This is a genomic window from Microbulbifer hainanensis (genome assembly GCF_014904735.1).
Lineage (GTDB): Bacteria > Pseudomonadota > Gammaproteobacteria > Pseudomonadales > Cellvibrionaceae > Microbulbifer > Microbulbifer hainanensis.
Map to the genome: position 1 here is coordinate 1 of NZ_JACZCR010000052.1, position 15,407 is coordinate 15,407.

At 60.2% G+C, this 15,407-nt stretch carries 10 protein-coding genes; 3 read left to right on the plus strand and 7 right to left on the minus strand.

Annotation, left to right across the window (positions count from 1 at the left end; all coding sequences use genetic code 11):
• Nucleotides 1–20: 20 nt before the first annotated feature.
• From kduI to IG168_RS19035, 5 genes are all read right to left on the minus strand, one after another.
• On the minus strand, nt 21–863 hold the full coding sequence (gene kduI, locus IG168_RS19015; RefSeq protein WP_193166194.1) for a 5-dehydro-4-deoxy-D-glucuronate isomerase: 843 nt from the start codon (nt 861–863) through the stop codon (nt 21–23).
• A gap of 11 nt (nt 864–874) precedes the next feature.
• Nucleotides 875–3,364, minus strand: coding sequence for a glycoside hydrolase family 88 protein (locus IG168_RS19020; protein WP_226877153.1), 2,490 nt, complete (start codon nt 3,362–3,364; stop codon nt 875–877).
• A gap of 122 nt (nt 3,365–3,486) precedes the next feature.
• Nucleotides 3,487–6,156: a TonB-dependent receptor gene (locus IG168_RS19025; RefSeq protein WP_193166196.1), complete on the minus strand. Its 2,670-nt coding sequence runs from the start codon at nt 6,154–6,156 to the stop codon at nt 3,487–3,489.
• Nucleotides 6,157–6,344: 188 nt separating this feature from the next.
• Complete coding sequence (locus tag IG168_RS19030) at nt 6,345–7,772, minus strand: glycoside hydrolase family 28 protein (protein ID WP_226877154.1); 1,428 nt, start codon at nt 7,770–7,772, stop codon at nt 6,345–6,347.
• A 239-nt stretch (nt 7,773–8,011) separates the two neighbouring features.
• Nucleotides 8,012–8,749, minus strand: a complete 738-nt coding sequence (locus IG168_RS19035; RefSeq protein ID WP_193166197.1) for a FadR/GntR family transcriptional regulator — start codon at nt 8,747–8,749, stop codon at nt 8,012–8,014.
• 250 nt (nt 8,750–8,999) lie between these two features.
• Between IG168_RS19035 and IG168_RS19040 the strand changes: the two genes are divergently transcribed.
• Nucleotides 9,000–10,523: a UxaA family hydrolase gene (locus IG168_RS19040; RefSeq protein WP_193166198.1), complete on the plus strand. Its 1,524-nt coding sequence runs from the start codon at nt 9,000–9,002 to the stop codon at nt 10,521–10,523.
• Nucleotides 10,524–10,631: 108 nt separating this feature from the next.
• Here IG168_RS19040 and IG168_RS19045 read toward each other — a convergent pair whose 3' ends face one another.
• Together IG168_RS19045 and pepB are read right to left on the minus strand one after the other, a co-directional pair.
• Nucleotides 10,632–11,840, minus strand: coding sequence for a DUF3667 domain-containing protein (locus IG168_RS19045; protein WP_193166199.1), 1,209 nt, complete (start codon nt 11,838–11,840; stop codon nt 10,632–10,634).
• 275 nt (nt 11,841–12,115) lie between these two features.
• Nucleotides 12,116–13,405: an aminopeptidase PepB gene (gene pepB, locus IG168_RS19050; RefSeq protein ID WP_193166200.1), complete on the minus strand. Its 1,290-nt coding sequence runs from the start codon at nt 13,403–13,405 to the stop codon at nt 12,116–12,118.
• Between the two features lie 186 nt (nt 13,406–13,591).
• On the opposite strand from pepB, the gene IG168_RS19055 reads away from it, so the two are divergent.
• Nucleotides 13,592–15,010: a hypothetical protein gene (locus IG168_RS19055; RefSeq protein ID WP_193166201.1), complete on the plus strand. Its 1,419-nt coding sequence runs from the start codon at nt 13,592–13,594 to the stop codon at nt 15,008–15,010.
• Nucleotides 15,011–15,149: 139 nt separating this feature from the next.
• Nucleotides 15,150–15,407 (plus strand): YciI family protein (locus tag IG168_RS19060; protein WP_193166202.1); only part of this gene is annotated, 258 nt, incomplete at its 3' end.

Below are 15,407 nucleotides of genomic sequence, written 5' to 3' on the forward strand. Positions count from 1 at the left end.
TCAACGCTTCGGCGCTTTCATTAACGCAGCTGGTTGGGCTGCACGTGATCCATATCGCCGTAGTCCAGGTTTTCACCCGCCATGCCCCAGATAAAGGTGTAGTTACTGGTGCCCACTCCGGAATGCAGCGACCAGGTCGGCGAGATCACTGCCTGTTCATTGGTCATCCAGATGGTGCGGGTCTGCTGCGGCGGCCCCATGAAGTGGCACACGGCCTGATCTTCCGGCAGATTGAAATACATGTAGGCTTCCATGCGGCGGCTGTGGGTGTGGCACGGCATGGTGTTCCAGACGCTGCCGGGCGCCAGCTCGGTCATACCCATCTGCAGCTGACAGGTTTCCAGCACGTCGCTGACCAGCAGTTTGCGCAGTGTGCGCTTGTTGCAGGTTTCGCTGGCGCCGAGCTCGATCACCTGTGCATCGCCCTGGCCGACTTTGCGGGTCGGGCACTCGCGGTGCGCCGGCGTGGAATTGAGATAGAACTTGGCCGGCGCACTTTTGACGTTGCTACTGAATTTGACTTCCCTGCAGCCGCGGCTTACGTACAGGGCTTCTTTGGTACCGATTTCGTAGACGGTGCCATCGACCACGACACAGCCGGGGCCGCCAATATTGATTACGCCCAGCTCGCGGCGCTCGAGGAAATAATCTGCCTTCAGCGTATCCACGGTTTCCAGCAATACTTCCCTGTCGACCGGCATGACACCACCAACCATCATGCGATCCACATGGGTGTAGGTCAGGTGCACGGTGTCCGCTTCGAACAGTTTCGGCACCAGGAATTCTTCGCGCAGGCGCTCGGTATCGTAAGCGACATAATCCCGCGGGTGTGTGGCAAAGCGTTCGTCAAAAATTGTCGTCATGGTTACTTCTATCAGCTGCGCTTTTTCAGCAGTTCATGCATCTGCACACCGGCCATAATGAACGGCGCTGCGCCCTTCAGGTCGTCGTCGATCACCGGCTCGCTCATGTAATAGCGGTAGCTGCCATCGCGGCCGTAACCCAGGCCGGCCACTTCGCAGACATTGGTGAGGCTGATGCTGCCGTCGTGGTGGACCTGAACGAATTCATTCAACAGTCCGCGGTAGGACTTCTTCGCCAGCGGCACATAAGATTCGGGCAGGTAGCCCTTGTTGATGGCCTTGGCGAGAAAATAGGTGAACATGCTGCTGCCGCTGGCCTCGCGGTAGTTGCCCGGCGCATTCGGCTTGTCGGTAATCTGGAACCAGGTACCGGACTTCGCGTCCTGGTATTTCTTCAGCACCGGCGCCAGCTCGCGGATCATATCTTTCAGGTAGGCGCGCTGGTCGGCTTCTTCCGCCGGGATATAGTCGAGCACATCCACCAGCGCCATCGCCATCCAGCCCATACCGCGGGACCAGTGATAGGCGGACAGGCCACTGTCCGGATCGGCCCAGTCCTGCGCACGCTTTTCATCCCAGGCGTGGTAGTAGAGACCCGTTTCTGGATCGCGCAGCTTTTCGTGCACCACCTTGAATTCCGCCAGTACGTCGTCGAAGTCCGGGTGGTCCTGGGTCAGCTTGTCGTAGTGCGCCAGAAACGGCATGCCCATGTAGACCCCGTCCAGCCACACTTGGTAGGGATATCGCTTCTTGTGCCAGAAGGCACCGGCGGAAGTGCGCGGGTGATCCTCTAGCTGCGCGTGCAGCTTGTCCACGGCGGCCTTGTAACTGGATTTTTCATTGCGCTCGAACATGCGCAACAGCATTTTGCCGGCGTTGATGCTGTCGATATTGTATTTGGACTGCACATAGCCGTTGATGCTGCCGTCGTCGTTGACGAAGGAGCCCATGACTTTCTGAATGACGTCGGTGTAGCGGGCTTCCGGCGCGACCTGATAGAGGTCGTCGAAGGCCTGCATCAGCAGTCCGGTGGTGTATTCGAAATAGGCCGGGCGTTTGCGATGGGGATCGAAGCCGCCGAATGCCAAGTCGTAGGCGCTGCGCTGCAGTTCGGAATCCGCCAGCCGCTGGCTCCACTGCAGGGCGGCTTCCGCGGTCAGCGGCTGCTCTACCTGGGTGGTGGTTGCGCGGGTGGTCAGGCGCTTGCGCAGCGGCATGGTGAGCTTTTCCGCTTCGCGCTGCAGGTACTGCTCGAACTGCGCGGCGTCGGTGATAGGCCCCTTGTCGCTCGGCGTTTCCTGCTCCCAGGCGGCGGCAAAATAGTAATGGATCTGCTTGCCGGCGGGATCCAGTACCACGATCTGGTTGTGGTCGTCCTCGGTGACCTTTTCGATATCCTGCTTTCGCAGCAGCAGTCCCATGCCGAGCTTGCTGCCGTCGAGACTCTGTTTGCCGTAGGTACCGATATAGGTCCACGCCTTGCCGGTGATATTCATATCGCCGACCAGCAGCTGCGTGTCCGGCAGTTTCACCAGGCCGGTGACCATATTCTTCAGTTGTGCGCTGGTGTGTGCATTGACCTCGACCAGGCGGCTGCCCGCGTGCATCGACAGGGTCGAGTGCAGGTCGGTGTTTTCGCCGTCGACAGGCTGCCAACCGGAATAATTCATCGCAAACTGGGAGAACAGCGGGCCGTTGTCGACAACCTGCGCAGACCAGTGCTGCACGTCGCTGACACGCACGGCCTTGTCGCCATCCCAGTAGCCGTATCCGCCGATACCCAGCGCATCGCCGACCTTGAGGATATCCATACCCCAGTCGGACATTTCGTGATAGGAATCGAAACCGTCCTGCCCCACATCCTGCAGCACCGGTGCCGGGGTGCGCTTGCCGAAGATATCGAAGCCGTTGCGCCAGTCCAGGTAGACCCGGTAACCGACCAGGTCGGATTCGATACCCGGTCCTTCATAGCGGATAAACCAGGAGTGGTCCGTGTGTTCCTCGGGCACTTCCAGCTGCTGGACATTTTCGAAGTGGCCGCCTTCGTATTCGTGTCCTTTCCACTGGCCGCCGGTTTTGCGCGACAGCTCTGCCTGGGTGCGCTTATTCGCCGGTGCCAGGGTGTCTTCCGCCTCCGCGATGCGCAGCTGTGCAGTCGCTGCTGCGGCGATATCCAGCGTGAACAGAATACCGTCGCTGCTGCCGTCCGCGTCGCGGTCGACAATCTGCAGCGGCAGTTGCTCACCGCCCTGCCAGACTGCCAGCGCTTCCTGCGGATCCGCAGGCAAGCCGAGTTCGAGAAAACTGAGATAGACCGATTCATCCCGTCGCGCAAAATTGGATGGATTGGAGAGTTCCAGTTGCGCAATATCCGCCGCTGCCGCTTTGGTTGCCTGCGGTTGTGCAGCCTGAGTCTCTGCCGCCGGGTTCGGCTTTTCGCTACAGGCAGCCAGCGACGCCACGACAAGGGAAATTAAACTGAGTCGACCAACAAGTTTCATGGACATCTCCTCGAACTCGGTTATTTTTTACGGCTTTTTTGCGGCGGACTGCACCGCACCTGTACTTCGGACGACAAAAGGCGCGCGGCAAACGGGTTGCCGCGCGCCGCTGTCCGCCCCCGTCAGAACTTGTACTGCGCGCCGAGGTAGAACTGGCGCCCGGTGGTGTGATCAACCACGATACGATCGAAGTCCACCACCTGGACGTTCGCCTCATTGGTGAGGTTGATACCTTCCAGGCTCAGGGTGGTGTTGTCGTTCAGGTTGTAGCTCGCCACGAAGTCGACGTTGGTGGTGCCCAGGGTACCTTCGTAGTCCTGGCCGTTCCTCGTAGACGCCGGCGAACGGGTCATGTAGTCGCTGCGCTTGGCCAGCGAGACACGTGCGCTGAACTTGTCGTTCTCGTAGTAAGCGGTCGCGTTGTAAGTGTTTTTGGACATGCCGGTCAGGGCGTCGAGCAGCGGCTCTTCCGCAGTGCCGTAATTCATCTCCGAATCCACGTAGGTGTAGTTCAGGATGACACCGAAGTTTTCCATGATCGGCTGCTGGTACTGCACTTCGATACCGTTCAACTCGCCGCCTTCACCGTTGACTTTCTTGTTGATATTCCACGACTCGTTGACGCCGTAGGTGCCTCCGGCACCTTCCAGGGCAGATGCATCGAGACCGGTGTCCGCCCAGGGACGACCATCTTCTGAAGCGCTGGTGATGAACGAATTGACGTCTTTGTAGAAGTACGCCACCGCCAGTACTGCGTCGTCGGCGAAGTACCACTCGTAGGAGAGGTCATAGGCGCGGGCGCGGAACGGATCCAGTTTCGGGTTACCGAAACTCACTTCACCGTTGTAGGTGTCGATGCTGCCGTAGGGACTCAGGTCACCCAGGGACGGGCGCGCCATCACATCCGCCACGGAGAAACGCAGCACCATGTCTTCGCGCACATCCAGTGCCAGGTTCAGGGACGGCAGCACATCGTCGTACTCGTTCTGGGCGGAAACCGGAATGATCTCGGAACCGGTTTCAGTGGCGCGCTTGGTCCAGCCGTTGGACTTCACCTCGGTGGTCACGTGGCGAACACCGAAGTTACCGCGGAACGGCAGGGAGAGGAGTTCACTGTTCCAACCCAACTGCAGGTAGACACCGGTATCGTCTTCGCTCACGGAGCGATTGTCCTGCGGCCGCGTCTCGTAGGGGTTTGAACCGATCGCATCGGCGATGTCGCCGGCCGCCCAGTTGTAAATTTCATTGACGTTCGGGGACCACCAGGTGACGCCGTTCATGCTGACGGTGTTGCCGCCGAAGTTCGCTGCGGACACATCGCTGTATTTGGGCTCGCCGCGGTATTCCTGCACGTCGAACTCGAAGCCCTTCTGCGAAACACCGGCCTTGGCACTCCACACTTCGTTGAAGTCGTATTCAACATTGAAGGCAACAGTATTGAAGGTGTTGTCGACGCTGTTCGGGCGGTGGCGAACCTGCACCAGGTCGAAGTTCTGCGCATCGGCCGTATTGAAACCACCGAAATCCAGTTTACCGCCGGCCGTGTAGGTAAAGGCACTGGGGATACCGTAGGCATCGATGATCGCGGTGGTCTGCATCGGGTTGGTGAAGTTTGATTCTGAGGCGCCGACGATGCCGTCCACACGCAGCTTGTCACTGAAGTCGTGGGAAGCGCGGACGGAGAACTGGTCAAACTTGGTTTCCAGTTTGTCGAACCGGTTTTCGATACGGACGGCGTAATTGTCCATGGTCATGGACGACAGGGTGCCGTTGCCGTCCAGGGTGTAATCGGTGACATCGACGACCGGGTAGTTGAATTTTTCCTTGATACCGACTTCGACAAACTCTTCCTGACGGGTCGCGTCATAGTTGGAGGTCAGGTAATCCACCAGGATCTCGGTGCGGTCGCTCGGGCGGAATTGCAGGGTTCCGGTAAAGCCCTGGCGCTCCTGCTCGTGGGTGAAGTTGCCGTAGCGCGGAATACGCGGGAAGAAACCTTCGTTCAGCGCGGCCAGTTCAGCATCGTCGGCACAGGCGGAGCAGTTCACGAAGTCTTCGCTGTTGCTCCAGCGCACAGTAGAGAAACCCTGCTCCAGGATATTGCGCTTGGAGTAAGTATAAGAAGCCATCCAGCCAATAGTCTCGGCTTCGTTTTTGCCCGCGATCAGAAAGGAAGTGCGCGGGTCGTAATCATCGGCCTGATCGTTGTAGCCCATCTGACCGTTGGCAGCGAAGGTAAACGATTTTTCGTAATCCAGCGGCTTACCGGTATTCAGGTCCACCGTGGCACCGAGGGAACCTTCGTCCAGTTCGGCGGAAGAGGTCTTGTGCACCGTGAGGTTGGAAAAGAGCTCGGAGGCGAATGTATTGAAATCGAAGGAACGGCTGCGGTTGGCGCCGCCGGAGGAATCGGTTCCCCCGGTAGTGGAAATCGCTTCCAGCCCGTTGACCCGCACTCGCGTGAACTGCGGCCCCAAGCCGCGCACGGAGATGTTGCGGCCCTCACCCGCGTCGCGGGTAATCGCCACGCCTGGAATACGCTGTAGCGATTCGGCGAGGTTCAGGTCGGGAAAGTCGGCGATATCCTCGGCAAGGATCGCGTCCTTGCTGCCCACTGCGTAGCGCTTCTGGTCGAGCGCGCGGGCGAGGCTCTCGCGGTAACTGGCGGTGACGACAACCTCTTCCAGCGAGGCATCGTCGGTCCGGGTATTCGTATTGGCTTCCTGCCCGATAGCCGGTACCGCAATCATGGCTATGGCAAGCGTGAGGGGTTTGAACTCGAAAGTCTTCATGACACTCATCTCCGCTTCTCTCATTTATTGTTGGCAAACCTATATTGGTAATACCACTTATTATTAAAGCGAGCTGATAATGGCACACGGATGACCAAATAACAACAAACTGGCTGACCAATTATCGCTTACCTTCGATCCATCGTCGGACCAGTGGATTTGAGCGCCAGCAGCGTACCATCACTGTTTCAGCCGGGACGAAAGTCTTTTCCGTTGATACTGACGCCTCTGGCGGTCAGGCCGGTCACCGCCTCGATCACACCGAGGGTTCCGGCGCGCTCGATATGGCTGTGAGATAAATGCAGGCCGCGAATCGGCGCCCGGTCGAAACCGCGAATATGGAAGGCGCGCTCGGCCCGCTTGCAGCGCAGGTTGTCGACGAAGATGTTGTACACCTCCGGGTCATACGGCCCCTCGTCGCCCTCCTCATAGAAGAAGTTGATCACGATGACATCTTTCACCTGGCCGATACTGACATTGCGCACATAGATATCGTGTATCTCGCCGCCGCGCATGGCATTGGTCTTGATGCGCAGCCCGCGCTCCAGGTTGGGGCTGCTCATCACGCAGTTCTCCAGAAACACGTTGCGCACACCGCCGGAAATCTCGCTACCCAGCACCAGGCCGCCGTGACCGTCGCGCATGCGGCAGTTGCGGATGACGATATTCTCGCTGGGCGTGGCCAGGCGGCGACCATCGGCGTTGCGGCCCGACTTGATCGCGATGCAGTCGTCGCCGTTGTCGAACAGGCAATCCTCGATCAGCACATTGCGGCAGGACTCCGGGTCGCAGCCGTCGGAATTCGGCCCGTGGCTGCGCGCGGTCACCCGGCGCACCGTGACGTTCTCGCTCATCACTGGATGCATGACCCAGAACGGGGAATTTTCCAGCGTCACATCTTCAATGAGGACATTGCGGCAGGCGTAGAACTGCACCAGCGGCGGCCGCAGGTAACTGCCATCCGCGTAGACGCGCTCCGCCACCGGCAGGCCCTTTTCCGCATCCGCGAACAGGGCGTCGCGCGCCGCTTTCTGGGTCGGGCTGTCGCGAAAAGCGCACTTGGTGTTCTTGCCTTTCCACGGCCACCAGGTGTCGCAATCCGCACCGCCATCGATGCGCCCCTTGCCGGTCAGCGCGACGTTTTCACAGCCGTAGGCATAGATCAGCGGCGAGTACCCCATCAGCTCCATACCTTCCCAGCGGGTTTTCACCGCCGGTAGGTAGCGCTCGGGCTCGGGAATGAAGGAAATGGTGGCGCCTTCCTGCAGGTGCAGTTCGGTATTGGAGACGAGGTGAATCGGGCCGGTGCGGTAGTCGCCCGGCGGTACCGTGATACGGCCGCCGCCGGCCTTGCGGCAGGCCGCCACGGCGTCGGCGAAGAAACGGCTGGCGTCCTCGCGGCCATCGCCGCTGGCGCCCAGTGCTTTCAGGTCGAATTCCCGCACGGGAATCCGCGGCAGTTCGATGGCCTCGAGAATCTCCGGCACGGCGCTCCAGGCACCGCGGTAGTCTCCGAGTTGCGGACGGCTCATGGCCCGCCCAATGGAAGGCAGTACGGCCGGAACGGCGGCCACAGCCAGGGTTGAACGCAGGAAGTTGCGCCGATCGACTCTCATCGTGTGCCTCCCGAAACTTATTTTTTTATTGCAGGATCCCGTTTGCCATAAAGCGGCAAGACCAGAATGGAGGTTTTCAACAGTCTGTCATACCAATTTTGGCGAGGCAATAGCGGCGGGGGTCGAATAACGCGAATCGTACGGTGATCAGGCGACGGGAAATACAGTGGCCAATAAAGCGGGAGAAGCGACGGGGAAGGATAGAGCCGGCGGAGTGATATCCCCGCCGGCTGCTGTGATCAGGGCAGTGCGAAACGCTCACGGGCGGCGTTGACCTCACGGCGCGCGGCTTCCAATGCCTCGGCTTCGGTGGCGTCCAACAGCTGCTGTACCACACGCTGCAGGTGGTCGCGCATGGCGTTGCGGGCCGCGTCGGCGTCGCGTTGCTTGATGGCGTTGAGGACCTTCAGGTGCTCCTCGATGCGCGGCTTGGAGCCCGCCTGGCGCACCTTCTCCAGAATCCGCGCGGACACGGTGGAGCTGTTGCGCAGCTGCCACAGGTGTTCGCAAACGGAAACCACGGCGTCGTTGTGGGTGCCGCGGGCGATATGCAGGTGGAACTTCTCATCGGCGACCTCGGCCTTGGCCTCGGTGGCGTTCTCCGCGATCATCTCCTGGAGGATGCCCTCCAGCTCGGCGATCTCCTCCTCGCTCATCTGGCGCGCGGCCAGGCCCGCGGCCTCGCCCTCGAACATGATGCGGGCCTGCAGGATCTCGAACGGGCCGATATCGGATTCGGAGGCCTTGAAAGCACCCGCCTCGGCGTCCACCACGTAGACGCCCGAGCCGCCCTTCACTTCTACACAGCCGGCCAGCTCCAGCGCGATGATCGCCTCGCGCACCGTGGGGCGGCTGACTTCAAAGCGCTCGGCCAGCTTGCGCTCTGCCGGTAGCCGTGTGCCGGGCGGATAGTCGCCGGCGGCGATGGCGGCGGCCAGTTGTTCCGCCACCTGTTGATACAGTCGCGCACCCTGCATGAAGCGTGTCTCCGTAAATGCGGTAAGAAACGGTGTCGGCGCAGTTTAGCAGATGGGGTTAAACCGCCACAACAGAAGATCTACCACCTCAGTCTTACCAAAATTAACCAAACTGCTGATTGCGGCCTTACCAATATAGTGCTAGATTGCAACCAATCACAGAGCCCGATGACAGAAAATTAACAACGATAAGATTTCTGGCCGCAGGTGATGTATTCGACCGCCTGCCCGGTACGGAGTCAGTACACAGATGGACCTTATTCATATCCACACCGCCGACAATGTCGCCCTCTGCCGCGCGCAAATGCCCGCGGGCAGCCTCGTCAACTGGCGCGGCGGCATGCTCGAGCTGGCGACAGCGATTCCCGCCATGCACAAGGTGTCCGTGGCGCCGATTGCCTGTGGCGAGTCCGTGCTCAAGTACGGACAGCCCATCGGCGTGGCGACGCGGAATATCGCCGCCGGTGAGCACGTGCACGAACACAACATGTGTGCCGACGCGCAGCGCGCCGACTACGCCTTCTGCAGCGACACGCAACCCGCCGACATGGTGGAAGAAACTGCGCGCGCAACCTTTGCAGGCTTCCGCCGCAGCAACGGCCGCGTGGGCACGCGCAATTTCCTCGCGGTGGTGTCCACGGTCAACTGCTCGGTAACGGTCTCCCGCGCCGTGGCCGCGCACTTCCAGAACAGCGGCAAGCTGCGCGACTTTCCCAATATCGACGGCGTGGTGGCGCTCGGCCACGACAGCGGCTGTGGCATGTCCAACGCCGACGAGGGCTATCGCACACTGCTGCGCACACTGAATGGCTATATCGGCCACCCCAATTTTGCCGGCGTGCTGCTGATCGGGCTCGGCTGCGAATCCATGCAGATCAGCAGCGTGCTGCGCGAGTACGGCCTGGAGCCGGGTCCGCTGTTCCAGACACTGACGATCCAGCAGCAGGGCGGCACCCGCGCGGCCATCCAGGCCGGTATCGACAGACTCACGGAAATGCTGCCCGCCGCCGATGCCTGTCGCCGGGAAACAGTGCCAGTATCGGAACTGACCCTGGCGGTACAGTGCGGCGGCAGCGATGCCTTTTCCGGCATTACCGCCAACTCCGCTCTCGGTGCAGCCGCAGACCTGCTGGTGCGCCATGGCGGCACGGTGATCTACTCCGAGACCCCGGAGATCTACGGCGCTGAACACCTGTTCACCCGCCGCGCGGCTTCCCCTGAGGTTGCGCAGAAACTGGTGGATCGCATCCACTGGTGGGAGCACTACACCGAGATCAACGGCGTGACGCTGAACAACAATCCCTCGCCGGGGAACAAGGCCGGCGGCCTGACGACCATCGCGGAGAAATCCCTCGGCGCCCAGGCCAAGGGCGGCACCACGGCGCTGCAGGACTTTTACCTTTACGCCGAACCGGTGCGCAGCAAGGGCCTGGTGTTTATGGACAGCCCGGGTTTCGACCCGGTTTCCGTCACCGGCCAGATCGCCTCCGGTGCCAATGTGGTCTGTTTTACCACCGGACGCGGTTCAGCGTTCGGCGCCAAGCCGGTACCCAGCGTCAAACTGGCGAGTAATTCCCTGCTGTACGAACGCATGCGTGAAGATATGGATATCGACTGCGGCGGGATTATCGAGGGCGAGTACACGGTGGCTGAACGCGGTGAATATATTTTCCAGCGCGTACTCGCCATCGCGTCCGGCGAGCGCAGTGCCAGCGAGCTGCTCGACTACGGCGACAATGAATTCGCTCCCTGGCGTATCGGCGCAGTGATCTGATTCACCGCGCCGCTGGCGGAAGCGTTCCCGCCTCGCGGCTATTCTTTCCGCATCCACCCACTACCTGAGCAACCGCCGCGCTGTTGCGTCAGCGCAGTGTTTGCAGGCTTACAGGGTTACCAGGCTGGCCAGCACCGTGATAACGGCCCCGACCGACAGCAGCAACAGATAGGCATTGCCGAGAATAAAGAACTTCAGCAGGGTCATCGGCCAGCCCTGGCCGTAAACTCTTTTCTGCATCAACAGCAGGTAAATCGGCATCCACACGAGCAGGACTACGAACAGAATATTGAGCAGGGTCCCGAGCAGCGGCAGTTTCTCTGCCGCCCAGGGCTGCAGGTCCATCGTCAGCAGTGTCAGCAACATCGCCAGGCTGAGGAAGGCATGGCTGTGCAGGGCGACGATCATGTGCTCCATGTACAGCCGGCGCTTGAACAGGTACAGCAGGCTCAGCAGCAGCGTGAATATCGGCAGCAGCACAAACAGCGTCGACGGAATGGCACCGAACAGGGCGTCCTTGAACAGGTTGGGATCCTTTTCAATGCGCTTCACGTTCTCCGCGATATGCGCGAATTTATAGGTAAACCACGCATTGGTGCTCTCGGGAAACCCGTCAATGTCGACGGGATCGGCTTCCGGATCCCAATCGCCGAACAGGGCTGATGTTACGCTCTCGTCACTCTCTGCCGGCACTGTTGGCGGCGGGGCCTTACCCTGCAGTTCGGCAATGCGCAGCCGCGCACTCTGGTTGACGATCTGTTCGACACCGCTGAGAGCGCCATCCACTCCCGGTACACCGGCACTGTCTTTCCTCGACTCTTCCAGATTCGCCAGTGCCTCGGCGCGAATGCGCTCCACTTCCTCCACTGTCTGTGCGCGCTCCATGTCGCCGTTCATGACAGTCGCCGGTGTCGAACCGGATGGAGAGGTTCCGACGCCGATACTCCAGTCGGTACTCAGCTGCGCAACGAAGAACGCAATCAGGCAGAGAAAAACAAACAGACGCACCGGGCTCACATAGCGCACCCGGCGCCCGGCGAGATATTCCTGGGTGAGGAAGCCGGGACGCAGCAGCAGGGGTTTGAGCGTGCGCAGGATGCGGGAATCGAGGGCAAAAACCGTATCGAGAAAATCGCCGATGATGTGTGAAAAATGTCGCACCATGCCGTTGATGGGCTGCCCACAGGCATAACAGTGCGGGCCAAGCAATGGCGTGCCGCAGTTAGAACAGTCCGCCGGCGATGAAGGTGGGGATTCCGCGGTCGGCTTGGCCGCGCTCTCGCGCTGTGCCGGCGAATCCAGTTCCAGTGTTTCCATGCTTATTATTTTTCCTGTCTCTGCCCGCACTGCTTCCGTCGTATTTCGGGAGAACTGCAGTTATCCAATGGGCGCTGTACTGCTAGAGCGGATCGACAGCGCCCGCACCAGACGGCGACGCTGCATCTGATCCGATAGTACTGCGAAATTGGCCGGAAAAATACTGCGGGCAATGCGCCGCGGCCGCTTGCATAGCGCACAAAGTGCGCTCTGTTGCCGCGGCAATAGATCGGCACCGCGCCTGCGGGGCTAGACGCGGTGCCGCATGGTTGCGATCAGTTTTCCTGCAGGAACCGGGCGATGGTGCGCAGGCCGTGCCCCTTGGCACCCTGCGCCCACAGATCGTTGCCGCTGGGCAGATAGGAACCGGACAGGTCCATGTGCACCCAGTCGCGGCCGCGATCGCGCACGAAGTAGGCGAGGAAGGCTGCCGCGGTGGAGGCGCCGGGGCTACCGTCGATGCCGACGTTGGCAATTTCGGCAAAACCGGACGGAATCTGCTCCAGGTGGAAAGTCTCCAGTGGCAGGCGCCAGGCTTTTTCGTTTTCACCGGCTGCGGCATTCAGCACCATTTGCGCGGTGTCATCCTCGAAACTCAGCACCGAGTTGTAATCGCGACCAACGGCCATTTTGGCCGCACCGGTCAGGGTGGCGGCATCCAGGATCCAGCGCGGCTCCTGTTCGGACGCGGCGATCAGGCCATCAGCCAGTACCAGTCGCCCCTCGGCGTCGGTATTGAGAATTTCGGCGGTGACACCGTTCTTATAGCGGATCACGTCGCCGAGCTTGAAGGCGCGGCCAGAGATCAGGTTTTCCGCACAGCACAGGTAGAGCTTTACGCGCTTTTGCAGTCCGCGTGCAATCGCCAGCGCCAGGCCGCCGGTGACCATCGCCGCACCGCCCATATCGGACTTCATTGTCGCCATATTGCTCGATGGCTTAATGCTGTAACCGCCGGAATCGAAGGTGATGCCCTTGCCCACCAGGCAGAAATCCACCGGCGCGCTGTCATCGCCGCCCGGGTTGTAATCCAGCTGCAGCATGGCCGGTGCGCGGTCGCTACCGCGGCCGACGGTGTGGATACCGACAAAACCCTCTTTGAGCAGGTCGTCGCCCGCAATGATCTTGTAGCTGACCGTCTTGGGATCCAGTTTCTGCAGCATGTCCGCCGCGCTCTGCGCCAGTACTTCCGGCGATACGTCCTCGGGCGTGCCGTTGGTCACCTCACGCACCCACAGTGCCGCAGCTTTGCGCGCGTTCAGTTCGCGCAGATCGGCCTCGCTCGCGCCGCCCCAGTCGAGGTCATTGTCGCGGTTCGGGTTGTAGTAGCCGGCCCAGAAGGCCCAGCGCCGCTCCAGGTCCCAGCCGTCGCCGGACAGCTTCACCGCGGGCACACCCATACCGTCGAGGCGCCGCGCCGCGCGCTGCGCCGCGACCAGCGGTGACCCGGTGGCGGCGGTGGCGTGTACCGTGGCCCCGCTATCGGAAAAGCTCAGCAGCGCCTTCTCGCCCCAGGGATCCCCCGCAGCGGTCTGCACCAGTTGTACCTGCATTGCATCTGTCATACATCTACCCCGATCTGTATTGGGTTGCCTGAATCAGAGCCAGTTAACAGCTCTTTCACTAAAACGGCGACATTCTAACAGCCTGCCAGCAGCACTGCCCCGGCGGCCAACGTGGAAGTTTGCGCCGCGCCCGCGCGCGCCGATAAACTCACCGCAGGAAATAAAAATAGACACAGGGAAGCCACCATGACAGATGCCTGTCACTACCACTCTGCCAGGGATGCCAGCTGGCAATGCCATCCGTGCCAGCGCCACTACTGCAGCGAATGCATTCCCGGCGCTGCAGCCAACTATCCACAGGGCCGACCGGATTGCCCGCTGTGCCACAAGGCGCTGGATGACATTGGCGCCAGCAACAGCGCCAAACCTTTCTGGCAGATGGGGCTTTTCTACTTCCGCTATGCGCTGCAGCCGGGCCCACTGACCCTGGTCGGGCTCGCCGCTGCCTCGGGACTGCTGATGACCGGGCTCGGCTTCCTGTCGATATTCCTGCTGATCGCCGTGGCCGCGATCGTCACCCGCTACAACCTGCTCGTTATCGAAACGTTAGCCCGCGGGCAGCTTCAGCCGCCGGCATTCGGCGATGCCCTTGACGGCAACAGCGCACCGCTTTTCCTCAAGGTGATCGGCATGATCCTGGTGGCCGGCTTCGCCGGCGCCTTCGTGGCGCAGCTCGGTGAAGGGGCCCTGCAGGTCTACTCCATCGCCCTGTCGCTGCTGGCGCCGGCAGCAATGATTGTGCTGGCACTGGAAAACAGCCTGCGCTCCGCCATCAACCCGCTGAAGTTGCTGCAGTTCACTGTCATTATCGGCTGGCCCTACTGGCTGTTGTGGCTCGCCACCAGTGCCGTATCCGCCGCGCCGGAACTGCTGCTCGGCGAGATCGCCGACAAACTGCCGCCGCTGGCTATCGTGCCCGTCGTCGCCGCCGTCACCACCTATTTCTATATCGTCACCAGTGCGATGATGGGCTACATCTGCCTGTCGCGGCAGCAGCGGCTCGGCATCAGCGCAGAGCGTGATGATGAAGACAGCTTCCTCGAAGAGTCAGAGTTCGACCGCGCCCGGGCGCTGGCCCACGCGCACATACTGCTGCGCGAAAGTAATTTCAACGGCGCCCGCCGCGCGCTGGTGGAAACCCTGCGCCGCTTCCCAGACGACCCAGCGCTGAACGAGCGCTACTACCGCCTGCTGCTGGCCACCCAGGACAAGAAGGCCCTGCGCGAACTGGGCCCGCACCTCCTGGAGAAATTCATTCGCATGAACCGCGCCCACAAGGCCGCGGAACTGTATCTGGCCACCGACCCGCTGCCCACCATCGACAAATCCTACCTCCGCCACCAGCTGGCCGACGCCCTCTACCGCCAGCAAAAGTACCGTCAAGCCGCATCCCTGCTGCACAATCTGCACAAGGACGACAAGGACTATCGCCACCTGGACGCCGCCTACCTGCTGCTGGCGCAGGTATTCCTCGACGGATTCAACCGGGAAGATATGGCGAAACAGCTGGTGGTTTTTGTGCAGCGCCATTTCCCCAACAGCAAGCTGAAGAAACAGGTGGAGACCCTAAAAAAGGTGCTCGAGGGAACGCCGGCGACGAGCTAAGTGGCGCACTTGTACCGATACGGCATGGTTATATATGACCATTTATGGCTACATATGGATATCCATGGTCATATCTGACCATATGTGTAGATATAACCATGCCTATTAATAAAACTGTTATAAGAAATGGAGAGTTTAGTTGTTTATAGTTTCCCTTACATATAAAACAGAATTATCTGAAGTGGATAAACACATTGATGGTCATGTTGCTTTTCTTGAAAAGTATTATGCCAGGGGTAATTTTATTGTTTCAGGTCGTAAAGTACCTCGTACTGGAGGTATCATATTAGTTCAAGCAGCAAACTTAAATGAAGTGGAAAAAATCATAGAAGAAGATCCATTTCATATTGCTGATTTGGCCAATTACGATATTACAGAGTTCATACCAACGATGGCG

What these genes read in the sequence shown, in the direction of transcription:
- kduI (WP_193166194.1), bottom strand. Translation starts at nt 863, where the DNA reads ATGACGACAATTTTTGACGAACGCTTTGCCACACACCCGCGGGATTAT.
- IG168_RS19020 (WP_226877153.1), bottom strand. Translation starts at nt 3,364, where the DNA reads ATGAAACTTGTTGGTCGACTCAGTTTAATTTCCCTTGTCGTGGCGTCG.
- IG168_RS19025 (WP_193166196.1), bottom strand. Translation starts at nt 6,156, where the DNA reads ATGAAGACTTTCGAGTTCAAACCCCTCACGCTTGCCATAGCCATGATT.
- IG168_RS19030 (WP_226877154.1), bottom strand. Translation starts at nt 7,772, where the DNA reads ATGAGAGTCGATCGGCGCAACTTCCTGCGTTCAACCCTGGCTGTGGCC.
- IG168_RS19035 (WP_193166197.1), bottom strand. Translation starts at nt 8,749, where the DNA reads ATGCAGGGTGCGCGACTGTATCAACAGGTGGCGGAACAACTGGCCGCC.
- IG168_RS19040 (WP_193166198.1), top strand. Translation starts at nt 9,000, where the DNA reads ATGGACCTTATTCATATCCACACCGCCGACAATGTCGCCCTCTGCCGC.
- IG168_RS19045 (WP_193166199.1), bottom strand. Translation starts at nt 11,840, where the DNA reads ATGGAAACACTGGAACTGGATTCGCCGGCACAGCGCGAGAGCGCGGCC.
- pepB (WP_193166200.1), bottom strand. Translation starts at nt 13,405, where the DNA reads ATGACAGATGCAATGCAGGTACAACTGGTGCAGACCGCTGCGGGGGAT.
- IG168_RS19055 (WP_193166201.1), top strand. Translation starts at nt 13,592, where the DNA reads ATGACAGATGCCTGTCACTACCACTCTGCCAGGGATGCCAGCTGGCAA.